This window comes from Pseudoramibacter porci (genome assembly GCF_009696145.1).
Taxonomy (GTDB): Bacteria; Bacillota; Clostridia; order Eubacteriales; family Eubacteriaceae; genus Pseudoramibacter; species Pseudoramibacter porci.
In genome coordinates this window covers 73828-93375 of the sequence record NZ_VUMO01000007.1, presented here as the reverse complement: position 1 = coordinate 93375, position 19548 = coordinate 73828, and the positions used below count along the sequence as shown (strand labels likewise).

At 49.6% G+C, this 19548-nt stretch carries 21 protein-coding genes; 1 reads left to right on the top strand and 20 read right to left on the bottom strand.

What is annotated here, in order from left to right; translation table 11 throughout:
• Positions 1-295: 295 nt before the first annotated feature.
• The 11 genes from sufU to FYJ52_RS06560 form a co-directional block, all read right to left on the bottom strand.
• The gene (sufU, locus tag FYJ52_RS06610; RefSeq protein WP_154576439.1) at positions 296-769 is read right to left on the bottom strand and encodes a Fe-S cluster assembly sulfur transfer protein SufU; all 474 of its coding nucleotides are present in this window, start codon (positions 767-769) and stop codon (positions 296-298) included.
• Positions 762-1997 (bottom strand): aminotransferase class V-fold PLP-dependent enzyme, encoded by a 1236-nt coding sequence (locus FYJ52_RS06605; RefSeq protein WP_154576438.1) that lies wholly within the window; start codon positions 1995-1997, stop codon positions 762-764. The genes sufU and FYJ52_RS06605 overlap by 8 nt, the downstream gene beginning before the upstream one ends.
• A 10-nt stretch (positions 1998-2007) precedes the next feature.
• Positions 2008-3078 (bottom strand): SufB/SufD family protein, encoded by a 1071-nt coding sequence (locus tag FYJ52_RS06600; RefSeq protein WP_205960787.1) that lies wholly within the window; start codon positions 3076-3078, stop codon positions 2008-2010.
• Between the two features lie 5 nt (positions 3079-3083).
• A complete protein-coding gene (gene sufB / locus FYJ52_RS06595) occupies positions 3084-4499 on the bottom strand; it encodes a Fe-S cluster assembly protein SufB (RefSeq protein ID WP_154576436.1) in 1416 nt (471 codons plus the stop codon).
• Positions 4500-4514: 15 nt separating this feature from the next.
• A complete protein-coding gene (sufC, locus tag FYJ52_RS06590) occupies positions 4515-5270 on the bottom strand; it encodes a Fe-S cluster assembly ATPase SufC (RefSeq protein WP_154576435.1) in 756 nt (251 codons plus the stop codon).
• Between the two features lie 241 nt (positions 5271-5511).
• Complete coding sequence (gene metG, locus FYJ52_RS06585) at positions 5512-7473, bottom strand: methionine--tRNA ligase (RefSeq protein WP_154576434.1); 1962 nt, start codon at positions 7471-7473, stop codon at positions 5512-5514.
• A 106-nt stretch (positions 7474-7579) separates the two neighbouring features.
• Positions 7580-8428 carry a 16S rRNA (cytidine(1402)-2'-O)-methyltransferase gene (rsmI, locus tag FYJ52_RS06580; protein WP_154576433.1) on the bottom strand — a complete coding sequence of 283 codons (849 nt, stop codon included), beginning with the start codon at positions 8426-8428 and terminating at the stop codon, positions 7580-7582.
• Positions 8429-8464: 36 nt separating this feature from the next.
• Positions 8465-9841: a replicative DNA helicase gene (gene dnaB / locus FYJ52_RS06575; RefSeq protein ID WP_154576432.1), complete on the bottom strand. Its 1377-nt coding sequence runs from the start codon at positions 9839-9841 to the stop codon at positions 8465-8467.
• A gap of 14 nt (positions 9842-9855) precedes the next feature.
• Complete coding sequence (gene rplI / locus FYJ52_RS06570) at positions 9856-10302, bottom strand: 50S ribosomal protein L9 (RefSeq protein ID WP_154576431.1); 447 nt, start codon at positions 10300-10302, stop codon at positions 9856-9858.
• Entirely contained in the window at positions 10299-12269 is a 1971-nt protein-coding gene (locus tag FYJ52_RS06565; RefSeq protein ID WP_154576430.1) for a DHH family phosphoesterase, read from the bottom strand. The genes rplI and FYJ52_RS06565 overlap by 4 nt, the downstream gene beginning before the upstream one ends.
• Positions 12270-12271: 2 nt before the next feature.
• Positions 12272-13237, bottom strand: a complete 966-nt coding sequence (locus FYJ52_RS06560) for a DUF2232 domain-containing protein (protein WP_205960786.1) — start codon at positions 13235-13237, stop codon at positions 12272-12274.
• 153 nt (positions 13238-13390) lie between these two features.
• Between FYJ52_RS06560 and FYJ52_RS06555 the strand changes: the two genes are divergently transcribed.
• Positions 13391-13663, top strand: a complete 273-nt coding sequence (locus FYJ52_RS06555) for an acylphosphatase (protein WP_154576428.1) — start codon at positions 13391-13393, stop codon at positions 13661-13663.
• A gap of 105 nt (positions 13664-13768) precedes the next feature.
• Here the strand turns inward: FYJ52_RS06555 and rpsR are convergent, their stop codons facing one another.
• From rpsR to FYJ52_RS06510, 9 genes are all read right to left on the bottom strand, one after another.
• Positions 13769-13999 (bottom strand): 30S ribosomal protein S18, encoded by a 231-nt coding sequence (gene rpsR / locus FYJ52_RS06550; RefSeq protein ID WP_154576427.1) that lies wholly within the window; start codon positions 13997-13999, stop codon positions 13769-13771.
• A gap of 24 nt (positions 14000-14023) precedes the next feature.
• Positions 14024-14461 carry a single-stranded DNA-binding protein gene (locus FYJ52_RS06545; RefSeq protein ID WP_154576426.1) on the bottom strand — a complete coding sequence of 146 codons (438 nt, stop codon included), beginning with the start codon at positions 14459-14461 and terminating at the stop codon, positions 14024-14026.
• A 34-nt stretch (positions 14462-14495) separates the two neighbouring features.
• Positions 14496-14783 carry a 30S ribosomal protein S6 gene (gene rpsF / locus FYJ52_RS06540; protein ID WP_154576425.1) on the bottom strand — a complete coding sequence of 96 codons (288 nt, stop codon included), beginning with the start codon at positions 14781-14783 and terminating at the stop codon, positions 14496-14498.
• A 158-nt stretch (positions 14784-14941) separates the two neighbouring features.
• Positions 14942-15124 carry a DUF951 domain-containing protein gene (locus FYJ52_RS06535; protein WP_154576424.1) on the bottom strand — a complete coding sequence of 61 codons (183 nt, stop codon included), beginning with the start codon at positions 15122-15124 and terminating at the stop codon, positions 14942-14944.
• The gene (locus FYJ52_RS06530; RefSeq protein ID WP_154576423.1) at positions 15105-16007 is read right to left on the bottom strand and encodes a mechanosensitive ion channel family protein; all 903 of its coding nucleotides are present in this window, start codon (positions 16005-16007) and stop codon (positions 15105-15107) included. Before FYJ52_RS06530 ends, FYJ52_RS06535 begins: the two co-directional genes overlap by 20 nt.
• 70 nt (positions 16008-16077) lie before the next feature.
• Complete coding sequence (locus FYJ52_RS06525; RefSeq protein ID WP_154576422.1) at positions 16078-16974, bottom strand: hypothetical protein; 897 nt, start codon at positions 16972-16974, stop codon at positions 16078-16080.
• 9 nt (positions 16975-16983) lie between these two features.
• The gene (locus FYJ52_RS06520; RefSeq protein WP_154576421.1) at positions 16984-17886 is read right to left on the bottom strand and encodes a ParB/RepB/Spo0J family partition protein; all 903 of its coding nucleotides are present in this window, start codon (positions 17884-17886) and stop codon (positions 16984-16986) included.
• Positions 17876-18652: a ParA family protein gene (locus tag FYJ52_RS06515; protein WP_154576420.1), complete on the bottom strand. Its 777-nt coding sequence runs from the start codon at positions 18650-18652 to the stop codon at positions 17876-17878. The genes FYJ52_RS06520 and FYJ52_RS06515 overlap by 11 nt, the downstream gene beginning before the upstream one ends.
• Positions 18653-18687: 35 nt before the next feature.
• The gene (locus tag FYJ52_RS06510; RefSeq protein ID WP_154576419.1) at positions 18688-19530 is read right to left on the bottom strand and encodes a ParB/RepB/Spo0J family partition protein; all 843 of its coding nucleotides are present in this window, start codon (positions 19528-19530) and stop codon (positions 18688-18690) included.
• Positions 19531-19548 lie beyond the last annotated feature (18 nt).

Here is a 19548-nt window from a genome sequence, read left to right as displayed (position 1 = left end):
TTCCTCCTTCTTGTGCAGCACCGAAACGGAATGGCGGCTCTCCTCATGCCAGTCCGTTCAAATTCATTCTACCTTAGATTGATATTTCTTTAACAGTATTGTATCAAAATAATGTTCCAAATTAAATGCAAAAATAAGCCGAGTTTACCGGCCTTACCCACTGCTAATTCGACAAAAAATTATCTTTTTTGTTTAATTGTTTTCATTATATCACGATTTCCCGATTTTGTTGTAGAAAATAAAAAAAACAGGGCAAAAGCCCTGTTAAATAGAGGTAAATGATGATGTTATGTACTTAATGATTTTCCGTAGAGACCGGCTGCGGATTGGCCTGATCAGTTTCCCCGGTCAGCATTTCCTTAAGGGTGTGCCATCCGAGCACCGCGCATTTGACACGCGCCGGCATATGGGCAATATCCTGAAGAGACGCCGCTTCTTCGAGCTCGTCCATTTCTTCGTCCGATAAATGCCCTTCCTTGATCATCTTGAGAAAAAGGTCTGCAAGGCGCAGCGCTTCCTCTTTTGTCTTGCCGATAATCAAATCGAACATCATGTCCGCGGAAGCCTGAGAGATCGCACATCCGTCCCCTTCAAAGGCCCCTTTCTGAATGATACCGTTGTCGTCCACGTCGAGGTGAACCCAAATGTCGTCGCCGCAGCTCGGGTTCAAACCTTCGCAAGTCATATTGGCGTTTTCCAGCTCGTGCTTATGCGCCGGATGAAGGTTGTGTTCCGTTAGCACTTCATTGTAGAAAGTTCGGTTATTCATCGTATCCCATTTCCTTTCTGATCGCGGCCACTGCATCGGCCAGACGGTCGATTTCTTCCGTCGTGTTGTAGAAGGCCAGGCTTGCCCGCGTCGTCGACGGCACCCCTAAATAATGGTGCAGCGGTTCAGCGCAATGGTGGCCGGCCCGCACCGCAATGTTATTTTCCGACAGAATCGTCGTAATATCGTGAGGGTGGACACCGTCGATGGTGAAAGCGAGAATCCCGTGATGATTTTCCGGCTCGTCCGCCCCGACAATATTGATGTGCGGAATGGCTTTCAACCGGTCCATGGCGTAGGTGGTCAGTTCCAGCTCCCGGGCTTCGATCTGATCGAGACCCATATCGTTCATAAAATCGATGGCCGCCGCCAGGCCGACCGCGCCGCCGACGTTGACGGTCCCCGCTTCAAAACGATGGGGGACTTCGGTCCAAACAATGCGGTCCGTCGTCACGATGTCGATGGTTTCGCCGCCGGTCATAAACGGCGGCATTTTGTCCAGCCACTGGCTTTTGCCGTAGAGCACACCGATACCCATCGGCGCGTACATTTTGTGGCCGGAAAAGGCGAAGAAGTCGCAATCCATCGCCGCCACGTCGATTTTTGAGTGAGGCACACTCTGAGCTCCGTCGACGACGATGATCGCGCCCTGTTCGTGGCAGATCTTCGCGAATTCCTCGATCGGCAGAATCCGCCCGAGCACATTGGACATTTCGGCGATCGCGACAATTTTAGTATTCGGCGTCAGCGCCGCTTTAAAGGCGTCGGCGCTGATGCTGCCGTCCTTTTCGCAATTCAGGTAATGCACGGCCGCGCCGGTCTGTTCCGCGAGCATCCGCCACGGCAGCATATTGGAGTGGTGCTCCATAATCCCGACGAGGATGTCGTCGCCTTCGCCGACGTTTAAATACCGTCCCATGCTGTACGCAACGAGATTCAAACTTTCACTGGCGTTGCGGGTGAAGATGACGTCTTCTTTTTTCGGCGCGTTGATAAAATCCGCTACCTTTTGTCTGGCATCTTCGTAGGCGTCTGTCGCCGCTACACTCAAATCGTAAAGCCCGCGGAAGGGGTTGGCATTTTCAGCCTGATAATAATGCGTCACGGCGTCGAGAACCCGCTGCGGTTTCTGCACCGTCGCCGAATTGTCGAGATATGCCAAATCGGTCTGATTCAGAATTGGAAATTCCTTGCGAACTGCCGCCACATCAATCTTTGATTGTCCCATGACCTTCACCTCATTCTTTTTCCAAACGCTGGTGCGTTTCGATATATGCCTGTACATCTTCGCGGACAGCCTGATCTGGAATCAGCCGGCTCGCCGCTTCGAGTTTCGACTTGGCGATCAATTCATAAATCTCATCAGCCGCCATGCCGCGGCTTTCCATGTAAAACATGAGCTCATCGTCGAGCTTGCCGATGGTCGCGCCGTGATTCCCTTCAACGTCTTCTTCCGCGCAGAGAATGAGCGGAATCGTCTTGTTAATAACGGTGTCGTCCATGAGCATGACATCTTCTTTTTCGTTACCGACGCTGCCGGACGCACCGTTTTTGAAATCAATGGTCCCGCGGAAAAGTTTTTCCGCTTTGTCTCTCAAAACGCCGGCAGAATTGATGGTGCTTTCAGTCTTTTTGCCGTGATGCAGCGCGACGAAATTGGTATCCAGCAGATCTTCATTCTGAACCAAATAGGCCACGTCCGCTTTGAAGCTCGACCGGTCTCCCTTTAAATCCGCCTGGCAGCCGATGTAGGTATCCGCCGCATCCATGACAAGCTGGACGACTTCGAAGCGCGCGTCGTTTTCGAGCACCGCCCCCACATCGTTGAAAATGCGCTGGTCTGCACCGCCTCTATGAATCTGAACGAGTTTCACCAGGGCGCCTTCCGCGAGGTGGAGCTTCGTCGAAAAACCGGACGTTCCTGCCGCGCCGTTCTGCCCTGCAAAATCCATGATGATCGTCAGCTCGCTGTCCTTCGCGATGTCGAAGGCCGTTGACGCGGCCCCTGTCGCGCCGCTTTTCAGCTGGTAGGTCAGCTTCAGCGGTGCCGCGATTTTCTGACCGGCCTCGGTGTGGTACGCGGCTGGTGCGATCCCCTGAATCCACTTGTCGTAATCCGGACCCATGCCGCCGCCGATTGGCGAGAGACCTGCCCCTTCAGCGAGTGCTTCCGGCTTGACCGTATCTGCTTCAAGGGTGGCGCTCTGTGCGTCAACTGCGACGCGGGCGTCGTTCATCTTCAGCCAATTCCAGGTTTGTCCCGGCAGATGGTTGACGACTAAATTGGTTGATTGTTCCTGTGCGCTCATGGTCATCACCCTATCGTTCCTTTCATTTCCAAACGGATCAAATTGTTCATTTCAACTGCGTATTCCAGCGGCAGTTCCTTGGAGACGTTGTCCGCAAAACCGCTGACGATCATTGCCCGGGCATCTTCTTCGGAAATGCCGCGGGACATCAAATAGAAGACCGCTTCGTCGCTGATTCGGCCGATCTTCGCTTCGTGGCCGACATCGGCATCCTGCGTCCGGACGTCCATCGCCGGAATGGTGTCGGATCTCGAAATGTCGTCAAGCATCAGCGATGCGCAGCTCACCGAAGATTTCGCACCTTTCGCTTTGTTGGTCACAACGACCGAAGAGCGGTAAGTGGAAATCCCGCCGTCCTTCGAAATGGACTTAGCGGATACCGCTGAAGTCGTGTCCGGTGCGTTGTGGACAACTTTCATCCCGGTATCGAGGTTCTGCCCCTTGCCGGCGAAGGTGATGCCGGTGTATTCCATCTGTGCGCCGGCACCGTCCAAAATCGTCATCGGGTACAAATAGGAAACGTGGGAGCCGAAAGAACCGGAGACCCATTCCATCTTGCCCCCTTCTTCGATTTTGGCCCGCTTGGTATTCAAATTGTACATGTTTTTCGACCAGTTTTCGATCGTCGAATAGCGCAGTCTTGCGTTCTTGCCGACAAAGAGTTCGACCGCACCGGCGTGAAGATTGGCAACGTTGTATTTCGGTGCTGAACATCCTTCGATAAAGTGAAGGTCCGCTCCTTCATCGACGATGATCAATGTGTGTTCAAACTGTCCAGCGCCCGGCGCGTTGAGTCTGAAATAGGACTGCAGCGGGATTTCAACGGAAACACCCTTTGGCACGTAGACGAAAGAACCGCCGGACCAGACCGCCCCGTGAAGAGCCGCAAATTTGTGATCGCGAGGGGTGATTAAGTGCATGAAATGGTCCTTGATCATATCCGCATATTCGCCGTGAAGCGCCGATTCGATATCGGTGTAAACAACACCTTGTTCCGCAACTTCTTTGCGGACGTTGTGGTACACCAGTTCAGAGTCGTACTGCGCACCGACCCCAGCCAGAGACTGACGTTCCGCCTGAGGAATGCCGAGACGTTCGAAGGTGTCTTTGATATCTTTCGGCACGTCTTCCCAATTGGCGCTCATTTTGGTCTTAGGCCGCACGTACGTGACGATGTCGTCCATATTTAGCCCGTCAATTGGCGGCCCCCACTGGCCCATACCCTTTTGGTTGAAAATCTCTAAAGATTTCAGTCGCAGATCCCGCATCCAGTCCGGGTCGTTCTTTTCTTCAGAAATCTGTTCGACAATTTCAGGTGTCAACCCGCTGTCGACTTTATAAAAATCCTGATCGTTTTCGTCGTACCGGAAATCGTACAACGACCGATCGACGTCTTCGACGTATGTTTTTTCTTTACTCATCAGCCGTCCTCCGATTTATTTTGCTGCTTTGGCTTCGTATTTTTCGTAGCCGTCGCGATTGATTTCGTCGACCAGTGACGCGTCACCACCGCCAACAACCTGACCGTTCACAAGCACGTGGGTGTGGTCAACCTTTAAGGAGCTTAAAATGCCCGTATTGTGCGTGATGATGAGCAGCGCACCGTCTTCCTGCTTCTGATATTCTTCGACACCTTTGGAAACCGTACGGACCGCGTCGACGTCCAGACCGGAATCCGTTTCATCGAGGATGGCCAGCTTTGGCTTGAGCATCAACAACTGCAGAATTTCTGCTTTTTTCTTTTCGCCGCCGGAGAACCCGACGTTTAAATCGCGGTCGACGTAGCTTGGGTCCATATCAAGAATTTCACATTCTTTTTCCAGCTGCTTTCTAAAATTCCAAAGGCGGACCCGTTCACCGGTGCGCTGTTCAACCGCATTGCGGATGAAATTGCCGAGGGTAATGCCCGGCACTTCCAGTGGATTCTGGAAAGACAGGAACAAGCCAGATTTGGCACGCTGATCTGCCGACAAATCCAAAAGATCGGCGCCATCGAACAGGACACTGCCCCCTGTGACGTCGTAGCGCGGGTTGCCCATCAATGCGTACCCCAGTGTGGATTTTCCTGCACCGTTCGGTCCCATTAGAACATGGGTCTCGCCGGTCGCGATATCCAAATCGACCTGGTGCAGAATTTCTTTATCTTCAACATTAACCGTCAGTTGACGGACTTTAAGTAATGGATTTGACATGATAATTTACCTCCAATTTAATATCCAAGTGAATTACTCGGAATACAATCGTAAGTATATTACTTTTTATTAAACCCGTCAACTTTTTTCTCATTTTCCTGAAAATTTTCATTGTTTATACTGAAAAAACTTAATCAAGGACATGACCACATCGGCGATACGAACGTATAATTTCAAGTAAAAAAAGAATCACAAAGAAATTCTTTGTGATTCTTTTTAATATATACGCTATTTATATTAATCATCCGACGTCTGACCCGGCCGGCATATCGCCGTCCACTGTCAACACGCGGAGTGCCCCATCCTTTTCAGCGGAGAGAATCATCCCGTTAGAGTCGACCCCTCTGAGTTTAATGGGCTTCAAATTTGTGCAGGCAATGATTTTCTTGCCGACGAGTTCTTCCGGCTTGTACCATTTGGCAATCCCGGAGACGATCTGGCGTTTTTCATCGCCAAAGTCCAGCTGGAACACGAGGAGTTTATCCGCATCTGGATGCTTTTCGCAGGACAAAACTTCCGCGACCCGCATTTTGACTTTGCCAAAGTCATCGATCGTAATGATCCCTGGTGTTTGCGGATCAGCTTTTGACTTCGCTTTCTTTTCTTTCTGCGCTTTGGCTTTTTGCGCTTTCTCCTTTTCAGCCTGTTCCTTCTGGTACTGCTTGACATCAATTCTCGGATAGAGCGGCGCGCATTTTTTCACTTCCGTCCCCACTGGATACTGTCCGAAGGTCTGGATGCTGTCCCAGGTTTGAATATCCGGTGTGAGATTTAATATCCCGCTCATTTTTTCCGCTGTTTCCGGAATCGCCGGCGCGATCAGTACCGAAACGATGCGCAGGGTTTCTGTCAAATTATAAAGCACGGCTGCGAGGCGGTCCTTCTGAGTGTCATCCTTGCCGAGAACCCACGGTTCTGTTTCGTCAATATATTTATTGGCGCGGCCGATGAGTTTCCAAATAGCCTGAAGGGCGCGGCTGAAGTCCAGCTGATCCATATAGGACGCATACGCTTCAATGGCCGCCTTCGCGGTCTGTTTCAGCTCGTCGTCGTGATCGCCGGCCCGCTGTGTTGCTGGGATCACCCCGCCGAAATATTTCACAGTCATGGCGATGGTCCGGGACAGAAGATTCCCTAAGTCATTGGCCAAATCTGAATTGATGTTGGCAACCAGCAGATCTTCGTTGTAAACCCCGTCAGAACCGTACTTCATTTCTTTGAGCACGTGATAGCGCAGCGGATCGACCCCGTATTTTTCCGCGAGTTCCACCGGATCGACAACGTTCCCCACGGATTTGGACATTTTGCCGCCTTTGAGCAGAATCCAGCCATGGCCGTAAACCGTCTTCGGCAGCGGCAAGTCCAGCGCCATGAGCATGATCGGCCAGTATATTGTGTGGAATCGGATGATATCCTTCCCAACCAGATGCAGATCGGCCGGCCAATACTTGTCCATCAGCTGCGGTTTGTCGTTTAAGTAGCCCAATGCCGTGATGTAATTGCTCAGCGCGTCGATCCAAACGTAAACCACATGGCCCGGATCGAAATCCACCGGGATGCCCCAGTTAAAGGAGGTGCGACTGACACAGAGATCCTGCAGACCCGGCTTGATGAAGTTATTGATCATTTCATTCTTCCGGGATTCGGGCTGGATAAAGCCCGGATGATCTTCGATGTATTGGAGCAGACGATCGGCGTATTTGCTCATTTTGAAAAAATAGGCTTCTTCGTGAGCTCTTTCGACTGGGCGGCCGCAGTCCGGACATTTCCCGTCGACGAGCTGGGTTTCCGTCCAGAAGGATTCGCACGGCGTACAGTACCATCCTTCGTAAGTGCCCTTATAAATATCGCCCTGTTCGTAGAAACGTTTAAAAATTTTCTGAACGCTCTTGACGTGTTCTTCATCGGTAGTGCGGATGAACTGGGAATAATTAATATTCATCAGTTTCCACAAGTCTTTAATTTTCGCAACGGTCTTGTCGACGTAAGCCTTCGGCGTCACCCCAGCTGCTTCCGCAAGCTTTTGGATTTTCTGGCCGTGTTCGTCAGTCCCGGTCAGCATGTAGGCGTCATAACCCTGTTGTTTTTTAAACCGGGTCAGCGTATCTGCCGCGACAGTCGTGTAGGTGTGGCCGATGTGTAAATCGCCGCTCGGATAATAAATCGGCGTTGTCACATAAAAGGTTTTTTTTGATTCTGGCATAAAATCATTCCTCTCTGATCAAAAGCGCGGTCCGCTTTTGTTTCCTGATATCTTTTCTCTGAGTTATATTATAATTTATCCCATTTAAATGTTCAATAGCCCCGGGTCACGAGGTTTCCCCGTCGATTTTGACCATTTTGTAGACCTCCCGCTTCGAGATGCCCCGGTCCTTCGCGACTGCCTTCATCGCGTCTTTTTCCCCCATGCCCAGATTGAGATAATGAGCCATGTGGTCGGCAATCGGCCCTTCCGACAGACTGGATGCCGCGTCGCTCGCTGCCGCTTCCTCGCCGGTGCCATCGATGACTAGTACAAACTCCCCTTTCGGCGGATTCTCAGTAAAATAATTGAGCTGCCCCGCGGCTGAATCCCGCCGCGTCTGTTCGTAACGCTTGGTTATTTCCCGGGAAATACTCATTTCCCGATCGGGAAATTGTGCTGCCATCTTCGACAATGTTTTCAACAGCCGGTGAGGTGTCTCGTAAATCACAACCGGCCAAGGCGACTTTTCAATCGCGGCCAGCCCTTCTTGAATGGACTGGTTCGATTTGCCAAGGAAACCGTAAAAAACGAAATGCTGGCAATTGATGCCAGAAAGCGCGACGGCGGTCACCGAAGCCGTTGGGCCAGGAACTGCCGTAACCGGAATCCCGGCGTCCTGGCAGGCGCGGATCAAGATCCGTCCCGGGTCTGAGAGCACCGGCATGCCCGCGTCAGAGACCAGCGCGACGTGCGCGCCGGCTTTCATTTTTTCGACGAGCTCGTCCGTCACGGCGTTCTCATTAAATTTATGGTACGCCGTCATCGGCGTGTGAATATCAAAATGATTGAGGAGCTTGATCGTGTTGCGGGTGTCTTCCGCCGCGATCAAATCCGCTTCTTCGAGGGTTTTAACGCCCCGAACGGAAAAATCCTCAAGGTTGCCGATCGGGGTTCCGACAATTGACAGTGGCATGTGGTCTCCTTATCTGAATCGAAAAAATTAACGGCGCTAGAAGGGCACGTTCGCCGGCGCCGATGCAGGCGCATCCGGATACTGCTTATCGTCCGCCCAATCCATAAAGCGGGTGTACTCTGGGCGCCAGGTTAAATTGATCCGGCCTGTCGGGCCGTTACGCTGTTTGGCGACATCCAGCTCTGCCATGTAGGGATTGCCGTTTTCCTTGTCGTAATAATATTCGCGGTACAAAAAAAGAACGATATCGGCATCCTGTTCGATAGAGCCGGATTCCCTCAAGTCCGCAAGCAGCGGATGGTGATCCGGACGGCCGTCCGGCGCACGGCTCAGCTGCGACAGGCAAATAATCGGACAGTCCAGCTCTCTGGCCAGCGCTTTTAATCCTCGGGAAATTTCCGAGACTTCATTCTGTCTGTTTTCTGAACGGCCCCGGCCGCTCATCAGCTGCAAATAGTCAATGACCACCAAGTCGAGTCCCTTTTCGGCTTTCATTCGCCGGGTCTTTGCCCGAAGATCGGCCAGGGTCTGCCCGCCGGTGTCATCAATCCAAATATTTGTCCCGTAAAGCCGTGCCGAGGCGTCGCCGAGAATTTGCCATTCTTCGTCGCTCAATGTCCCCTTGCGAACCTTAGACAGGTCGATGAGCCCTTCGGAACACAGCATACGCTGGAGCAGCTGCGTCCGGGACATTTCCAGACTGAAAATGGCAACCGTTGCGTTTTCGTGAATCGCCGCGTGCTGCGCCAGGTTCAACGCAAAAGCGGTCTTTCCCATTGATGGACGCGCTGCGACGTAAATCAAATCTGATTTTTGAAGGCCAGAGGTTTTGAAATCCAGTTCGGAAAATCCAGTAGCCAGTCCGGTGAGCTCACCTTCAGCCTCGCGGACCTTTTCGATATGGTCCAGCGTCTCGTTGACGACGTCCCGAACGCTTGCAAAGTCACCAGTGATCTGTCCTTCTGCAACTTTAAAAATTTTCTCCTCAGCCTTTTCGACGACGTCTGATACGTTGTCAAATTCGCCGTAGCAATCGTCGATGATGCTGGACGACGCTTCGACGAGCCGGCGGATCAGTGCCTGATCTTGGACGATCGTGCAGTAATGCTCGAAGTTGGCCAGCATCGGCGTCGCATTCTGAAGTTCCGCCAGATAAACCGGCCCGCCGATCTTTTCCATCAGGTTCAGATTGGCCAAACGTTCGGTCAGCGTAACCAAATCAATGGGAATGCCTTCTTCACGCATCTTCAGCATGGTCTCGTAGATCAGCCGGTTCCGAGCCGAAAAGAAATCTTCGGGCCGGAGATGTTCCTCGGCCGTCATCAATTGTTCAGAATTGACAATGAGTCCGCCCAGAACAGAGGCCTCTGCCTCCAAATTGTGGGGCAGCTCTTTAGGTTTTACAGCAGGCATCGCATTGGAATTTCTTATTTTTCAGTGACGATAACCGTCAATTTGCCGATCACGCCCGGCGCCGTTTTAATTTTAACCGTAAAGTGGCCGACGTTCCGGATGGCTTCGGGCATATCGATTTTACGTTTGTCGACCACGAGTCCGAGATCAGCTTCCAGATGTTCGGCAATATTTTTGTTGGTTACCGAGCCGAACAGCACACCGTCATCGGCGGCCCGTTCTTTGATTACCAGCTGTGATTCGTCCAGCTTCTTCGCGAGATCGATCGCAGCCTGACGCGCTTCTTCGCGCTGTTTCGCCAATTCAGCCTGATGGGCTTTTGCCTTTTCAATATTTTCCTTCGTCCCTTTGACCGCTAAGCCTTTTTTAATTAAGAAATTGTTGCCGTAGCCGCTTTTAACATTGACGACTTCGCCTTCTTTTCCAACATTTGCTACATCTTTTAATAATACTACTTTCATGATTCTGTTTTCCCTTCTTTGTAGGATTCTATGGCGTCGATCAGCATTTTTCGGGCTTCCTGCAGATCGTCGCAGTCATTTAACTGGGCGCCGGCCATCGTCAGGTGGCCGCCGCCGCCGAGTTTTTCCAAAATCAGTTGAACGTTCACCTCTCCCATGGAACGTGCACTGATGCAGATGCCTTCATCGTTTTTCAGTAAGATAAAGGAGGCTGTAATACCGCGGATATTGAGCAGTTCATCTGCCGCTTGTGCCGCAATTAGCTTGCCGTTATCGCTGTGATTTTCGTAGAGTGAAATCGCGATGGCGTTATCGTAAAATTCTGCGTTGGTGACCGCTTCGGTACGCGCTGCATAGGTTTCGATATCGTTTTGAAGCAGGGTCTTTGCGATCACCGTGTCCGCGCCCCTGCGTTTCAAATAGGAAGCGGCCTCGAAAGTGCGGACGCCGGTTTTAGACATGAACATTTTAGTATCCATGCAGATCCCCGCCATCAACGCATTGGCTTCGGTTTTCCCGATGACATCTTTTTTGCTGAAATACTGGAGCAGTTCGCAGACCAGCTCGCAGGCCGACGACGCGTAGGCTTCAATGTAAGAGAACACCGAGGCCTTAATCGCCGTACCCGATGGGCGGTGATGGTCGATGAGCACGCTGTTGCGGACCTGATCCACGAGTTCCGGCATCTCGACGTAATTCTTGTTCTGTGTATCGACGACGATTAACAGCGTGCCTTCTTCGATGTAATCTTCCGCTTCCTGGGGTTTAATGAAGCACTCCGAATAATTGGCATCTTTACTCAAATAATCCATCAGCGAGCGGATGCTGACATTGATTTCCTGGAGGACAAATTTCGCCTCGCGGTTGAGCGCCCGGCAGGCGCCAATCAGCCCGATGGCCGAGCCGACACAGTCCATATCCGGCATCTGGTGGCCCATGATTACCACATTGCGCGCTTCGACAATCTGTTCCTGCAACGCCTGAGCCTTGACCCGGGCTTTGACCTTCGTACGTTTTTCCTTTGCTTCGGTTTCACCGCCGTAGTAAATATTGTGGTCGTCTTTCCGAACGACGCATTGGTCGCCGCCACGCGCCAGCGCGATGTCCAGCGCGGCGCGGGACCCTTCTTCGGCTTCGGGCAGCGCCGAATGCTCTTCGGAATCTTCAATCCCGATGGACAGCGAAACCGCCCCGCCTTCTTTACTGAGCTCGCGAACTTCATCGAGCACACGGAAATGGTCGGTTTCCATCTTTTTGAGATCGTCGTGCGAAAAAATCATCAAGTAATGACTGTTTTCAAATTTCTGAAGGACAGCACCGTTGTTCTGCGCCCATCGATTCAGCACGACATCGATTTGTGCAAAGAGTTCCGTTCGGCATTGAGGCGATAAGCTTTCACTCAAATCCTCGTAATTATCAATTTGAATATACCCGAGAATCGTCCGGCTGTGGCGGTAATGGGCTTCGCTGTTTTTGATTTGAGTGATATCAAACAGATGAAACAGCAACTTGCGCTTGTCCGCTCTGAAAAATTCCGTAATGCTCATCAGGTAGGAGTGGTCTTCGTAATTTAATTCGTGAAATGTTCCGTCGCCTTTGACTTTTTTCGGATCAATTCCGATGGTTGCCATGAAATTCGTGCCGGCTTTACTGGTCTGTTTGCCGAATTGACGCACAAACATTCGATTGGTCATAAGCACCCGGCCATCTTCCGATGTGATCGTAATAGCAACGGGCATTTCGTACATGCGGTCGTGGGTGATTTTTGAAACCTTGCGCTCGATCATTTTTTTGGTCGACAAGGCCTTTTTGATCTTTTGATGTTCGACGATCTGCGCACCGATCACAACCGCGAAGGTCAAGGCGATGATCACCGCTCCAAGGATAAAATGATCCTGACAAATGTAAAGCCCTGTGGCTACACCAATCACCGCCAGTAAAGTATAGGATGTAAATATTTTATTCATGACTACCGTCTCCTGCCGCTATCTCTGAGTACAATGATCAGACGCATATTCGTGTAGACATCCACGATACCGATCAATGACAAGAACATCGCACTGGATGGAATGATCAGCAGCACAACGCAGATCAGGATTTTGCGGCCCATGCTTTCCTTTGGAAGCCGCCGATTGAAAACCCAGTATAAAAACGACAGGCCCATCATTGAAAAGCCCAGGTCAACGAGATTGTTCAGCGTTGTGATGTAAATATTGCCCGCCCCCACCGTAAATTGTGCGATGAGCAAAACGATCAACAGGATCAACAGAAAATTGCGCAGCGGTTTTGTCATCATCCAATGACTGATCGGCTTCAGCGGCTGCGCGGCCGGCCGAGTTCGGCTGACGGTTTTGTCGCAGGCGATGACCAAAATCCACGCGGCAAAGAATGGCAGAATTAAAAAGAACGACGGCAGGGCCTGCTTCGTCTGATCCGTTAAGGTATTGGCTGCGGCCTGGACCTGCGCGATTTGACTTTTTGTGAAAATATCTGTATTTTGATACGCAGCTGTTATATTTTTGGCATAGGCTTCAATGCCTTTGGCAAGCACCGCGATGAATGCCGTGTGATGTACGACTTGATAGATCACCATGCCGCCGATGATTGAGAAGAAAATGGCTGCGTACGCAAAAATCATCCGATGCTTTTCACCCATCTCCTTCTCGTACATCCAGGACAGACCGATGCCAGCCAGCGCCAGATAAAGCGTACAGGTAAAAATCATTACGGGATTTCGCGTCGCAATCATCACAATCGGTGCGATCACCGTCGGCCAAATTGTTTTCTTGAATCCTTCCCGGCGTCCCAAATCCACCCACAAAATCGGGATGAACAAATACAAAAAGATCAATATCGGGATGCGTTGAAACAAACAAGGAACAATCCCGGCGATGGCGCCGTAAAGGATGGGTTCCCAAATTGATTTTGTTTTCATAAAAACCTCTATTACCATTAAACTGTTGTCAATTTTCGTAATGAAATATTATAGCACAGCCCTTTTTATTTTTCATTAACTCCCGCTTATTAAAATCGGGAGTTGTGTTAAAATGGTCATAATGATTTTGAATTCTTGTATTCGGAGGTCATCATGATTCGTTATCATATGCTCGTATCCGGCCGCGTGCAGGGGGTCGGCTTTCGCTACACCGCCTCGCACCTGGACAATCTTTACAACCTGACTGGGTGGGTCCGCAACTGCTCCGACGGCGACGTCGAAATGGAAGTCCAGGGCGATCCCGGCAATATTGATTTTTTTATCCAAAAGCTCCAAACTGAATCCCGATGGATTCGCGTTGCTTCCCTTAAACGAAAACAAATGCCACTTGAACCAGATGAGACGGTATTCCACGTTAGATATTAGTAATATACTTAAGAAAACAGAACTAAATAAATGGTGAAATTAAGCGTTAAAATAAAAAACAGAAGGAATCCGTTCCTTCTGTTTTTTATTAGCTTAAAATGCTTATTAAAAGTTGTCTGACTGATATGGCAATAAAGCGAGGTTGCGAGCGCGGTTAACTGCCTGAGTAATTTTGCGCTGATGTTTTGCGCAAGCGCCAGTTGCACGTCTCGGTAAGATTTTGCCTCTTTCAGAAACGTATTTTCTCAAAGTGGCAACGTCTTTGTAATCGACCTTTAAATCTTCGTTTTCGCAGAACTCGCAAACTTTTCTTCTTCTTCTGAATGGTCTTGGCATAATATTTCTCCTTATCGATGGAGCTTAGAAAGGCACGTCGTCGTCATCTGCCAGCAGATGGAAATCTTCATCGATATCGTCATTGCCGTCAAGTGACACGCTGTTATTGTTGTTGGGCTGGCTATTGTTCATCGACGCACCGGCATCGCTGCGGCTGCCAATAAAGTCGAATTCTTCGAGAACAATATCCGTCACATAACGCTTCGTTCCGTCGTTCGCGGTATAATTCCGAGTCTGAAGACGACCGGTGATGGCAATCTGGCGGCCCTTGCGCAGGTATTGACTAATGACTTCGCCCTGTTTGCCCCACGCGGTGACGTTAAAGAAATCAGCCGTGGGCTGACCGTCCCGTTTGAAACGGCGATCTACTGCGATGGCAAACGAACATACAGACGTGCCGTTTGTCGTGGTCCGCAGTTCCGGATCCCGTGCTAAACGCCCAACTAAAATAACCTTATTCATCGCTCCGTTTCCTTTCCTAATTGATCAAAAATAATTAGTCTTCAATTGCAACGATCATATCGCGGATGATATTGTCGTTAATTAAGTAACGATGGTTCAATTCATCGAGAACTGACGGTTCAGCTTTGAATGTAATCAGAACGTAATACCCTTCGGTATATTTGTTCGCGATTTCGTAAGCGAGTTTGCGCTTACCCCATTCGTCGACACCTTTCACTTCGCCAGCTGTTTCAATAACAGATTTCACGTTATTGATAATGGCGTCCATCGCTTCTTTTTCCATATCCGGATTTAAAACAAAGATTGTTTCGTAAGCCTTCATGGTTTCACCTCCTCATGGTCTAATTTTGGCACAGTTTCGGCCTGCCGTTCGGCAGGAGTACAACTTTCAAGAAATTGAAATCGCACCCTCTGTGCAAGGATACAAACTGTGAGTATTATATCAGACTCCCGTTAAAAGAATCAAGATTTTTCTGGAACTTATAAGATTTTTTTGAGCATTTTCTCAAATTTCTGCCGGGGCAGCGTGACGATTCGTCCGCATCCTTCGCATTTCAGGCGAATGTCCATACCCATTCGAATGATTTCCCAGCGGTTCGCGCCGCAAGGGTGCCCTTTCTTCATTTCGACCACATCGCCGATTTCATACTGCCGGTCTGCCATTGTTTTTCGCTTCCTTTTCTTCAACAACCCAGACCGTGTTTTTCGGAATGGCGACACCGGCCTTTTCCATTGCCTGATAAATGGCCTGACGCATCGTGACTTCAGCGCTCAACGAATGCAGCGCATCCGAGAAAACGAAGAGCCGCAGCGTCGCGTACGAGCCGTCCATATCGGTCATCCCTAGTACCTTCGGACGGACCGGAAAAAGTGTTTTGTCGTCATTAAAAACGATGTCGCAGACTTTGTTGGCAATTTTCGTCACATCGACGACGCTGGCACTGCCGTCCACCTTGATATCCACGCTCTTGCGGTAGTAACCCCGCGAACGGTTGACCAGATGATTGATTTCGCCGTTGCGCACGACGTACAAACTGCCATCATCTTGACGGACGGAGGTCATCATCGTCGAAATATCTTCGATAATGCCGCTATGCCCTTCGTCGAGCTCAATGTAATCACCGACGAAAAATTGTTCCTGCATGATGATGAAAATGCCGGAGATCACATCCTCGACGATGCGCTTTGCCCCAAAGCCGACGGCAACCGTGCCGACACCGGCGACCGTGATTAACGCCGAAATATTAATGAAATATGACAAAATAACCAAGATGCCGACGATCATGATCGTTGTATTCACGATGGATCGCGTCAATCTCGCAATGGTGGTGCTGCGTTTTTCGTCTTCCTTCGTGTTCGTCAACGGGCTTTTTCTTGTGATTTTTAACGCCCGTCTGATGATAGCCGTCAAAATCTTCGACGCGATCCACATGACCAAAATGGTTAGTACGACGCTGATGACCTTATTAATAATGATATCTGTGTTAATAGAGCCGACAAAATGCGCCCAGACTCTGCCGAAATAAGTTTGATCGATCTCGTTCATTTTACTTCCTTTTATATTACCCTTCCCTTTTTAAATAAAAAATGCAGCAGAAGCTGCATTTTCATTTGCATTATTTCTTTGTCCGTTTGTTGATGTCCTTCTGATTAGTACTGACCCATTTGGGGTCATTGGATTTTTTCGAGTGTTCCGATTTTCTTTTCTGCTGATGTTCTTCCCGCTGCTTTTTGCGTTCCTCGCGGAGCACTTTGTCGATCATTTCATCGGTAATCGGCGAAAAGGCTTCGGTTTCGATGACCGCCGGCGATTCAACATCGCTTAATGGATCGTTGCCGTCAGGCCGTTTGTGCCGCGTTTTTGCTTTTGGCGTTCCTGGCTTAGGCTGCGCCGCCTGCGGTTCGGCCGTTTCACCGGCTTCAGATTTTTCCTGTTGTTCGAGCATGTATTTGTCTTCCAACGCTTTGCGTTTGCGATCTTTCGCTTCGCTGACTTTCCTGGACTGCGCGCCGAAAGCGTAGCCAATGAATTGTGCCGCCGCAATCACCCCCACGCAAATGTACATAAATGCGATAAATGGCACGCGGCTGCCGAACCAAACCGCCAACGCACCAAATGGCAGGAACAAGTACAATGTCGGCGAAACAACAAACGTAAAGGCGTTCCAAACTTTCAGAAAACGGATGCCGGCATGGCCCTTTAAAATGATCATCGTGGTCAGCACCGCCATGATCACCGTCGGCAAGAGTGAATAAAGTAAATACTTGCCGAAAACTTGATTGTCATCGTCATCTGTTGAAGACTTAAACGCCGCGTACGTAAAATAGATCCAGAATCCGACGATGACGACCAATTCGATTACACCGTAAACCATATTGTAGTGGCCGTTCGATTTGACGCCGACATCGAGAATGCCCTTTAAGATTAAGATGAGCAGCAAATTCAATATATTCGCCAAAAGGGCTGTCGACAATGAATTCAGCCGCCTCCTCAATCGTATTCCTTTATTCATATTGCCTCCTTATTTGAGCAAATCCAATATCCGATTTAATTCATTGGTCGAGGAATAATCGATCGTGATCTTCCCGCTCCCCTTTTTATTTTTTGGAGTCAGTGTAACGGACGTGCCTAAATGATTTCTTAATTGGTCTTCGACATCGACAAGATACGGATCTTTTGGCTTTTTCTCTTTTTGAGGACGCGGTTTTTTCAGCCGCCGCACTTGATCTTCCATCTCGCGAACCGACCAATTGCGCTCAATGGCTTTCTGCGCCAGATCTGCCATCGTTTCGGCGTCGTCTAGCCCCAGAAGCGCTCGGGCGTGTCCTCCGCTGAGTTGGTTGTTAAGCACCATCTTTCTCACCGAATCCGGAAGCTTCAGCAGCCGCATCACATTGGTCACCGCTGCACGACTTTTGCCAATGCGAATGCCGATTTCGCCCTGTGTTAAATTGTAATGCTTCGCTAGCTGTTCAAAGGCCATCGCTTCTTCGATCGGGTTGAGATCCTCACGCTGGACATTTTCGATCAACGCAATTTCGACTACTTCCCGGTCCGACATATCCTTGACAACAACCGGCACCGTGTCCATCCCGGCTAATGTCGCTGCACGCCAGCGCCGTTCGCCTGCGATGATCGTATATGCGCCTTGCTCCTGCTTGACGACAAGGGGCTGCAGAACGCCGTGTTCTTTAATCGACGCTGCCAGCTCTTCGAGCGCCCGCTGGTCAAAATGTTTTCTTGGCTGATCCCTGTTGGGACGTATTTTTCCAATAGGCAGCTCGACAATCAACTGACCATCTTGATGCGAACTCGACTCTGATTGAGCTTCTTCCAGGCCGCCGTTTTCATCGAAATGGATATCGTCGGAGATCAGCGCAGCCAGGCCCTTGCCTAAGCCATTGTGGTGTTTCTTACTTGACATGTTCCCTCCCGATAAATTCTTTTGCAAGTTCTGCGTACGCAATCGCGCCCTTGGAATTTGGCGCATTTTCAAAAATCGTTTCGCCAAAACTCGGTGCTTCAGCCAGGCGAATATTTCTCGGGATCTTCGTGCGGTACACTTTTTCTTTAAAATAAGACTTCACTTCTCCGACAACTTGAACCGCTAAATTCGTTCGGGAATCGTACATCGTCATCAAAACGCCTTCGATTTCGATTTTCGGGTTCAGCCCTTTTTTAACCAAACTGATCGTGGAAATCAACTGGCCAACACCTTCCAATGCGTAGTATTCGCATTGAATAGGGATCAGCACCGAGTCTGATGCCGTCAGCGCATTAATGGTCAGCAGACCCAAAGATGGCGGACAGTCGATAAAGATGTAGTCGTAATACTCGAGAATTGGATCGAGCACCTTTCGCAGCCGGGTTTCCCGCTGAGACATATGCGCCAGTTCAATTTCCGAGCCGGCCAAATCGATGTTGGAGGGCAGCAGGTTGAGTCGATCAAATCCAGTGGTTAAAATAACCTCTCTAAGATCCTGACCGTTGATCAGCGCGTCGTAAATGCTTTTGTCGAGATCGTTCTTTTCGATTCCGAAGCCGCTGGTCGTATTCCCCTGAGGGTCGATGTCGACGGTCAAAACGCGGTACCCGTCTATACTCAGCGCCGCTGTCAGATTCATGCACGTCGTTGTTTTTCCGACGCCTCCCTTTTGGTTAAATATTGATATCACTTTTGCTCTTGACATTGGCTTTCCTTTCCAGTGGATGATCCGCGCCTCCCTTATTTGGGGATCGTGATCGTCACAACAATTTTATCTTCTTTTTCTGTCTCTTTATACTTGGCGTCCTGTTTCGTACGCTGTACTTCCTTAAAAGCCGTTTTAATTGTGTTTAAATAAATCTGCGCATTGATAAAGGATTTAACTCTGGCTTTTTTACCCGGTGTGATGGTTTCATCGTAATTGTTCACCAATACCTCGTTGCGGATTTTCTCAACAAGGTTTTCCGTTTTCTTGACGTTTAAATCGCGCCGTTTCACTTGGTCAATCACTTCAAGTTGAATGTCCTTATCCGGCACCTTGAGAAGCGCACGGGCGTGGCGTTCCGAGAGTCCTGCTTGTTTAACCGCCTCAATGACTTCATTGTCCATTTTGATCAATCTCAGTTTGTTCGCAACAAAGGATTGAGATTTTCCGATCAGCTTGGCAACCTGCTCTTGCGTCATGTTGTAAAATTTGATGAGCTGCTGATAGCTCTCAGCTTCTTCGAAATAATTCAAATCCTCACGTTGGACATTTTCGATGATGGCCAGAACTGCCGAATCTTGATCGTTGATTTTTACCTCGATCGCTGGAACGGTTTTAAGCTTAGCGAGCTTTGACGCACGCAGCCGCCGTTCCCCCGAAACCAGCTCGTATAGGTTGGCGTCCAATTTCCGCACCTGGATTGGCTGAATCACACCATAGGTCTTGATCGATTCGGACAACTCTTTTAAATGTTCCTCGTCGAACACCTGCCGCGGCTGATTGGGATTCGGAATAATTTGATCAACAGGCACCTCTAAAATGCGGTTTCCTTCATTTTGCTTTCGGCCTTTTAATAAATCTTTTTTCTTTTTTCTCATACACTTAAGCTCCTGATG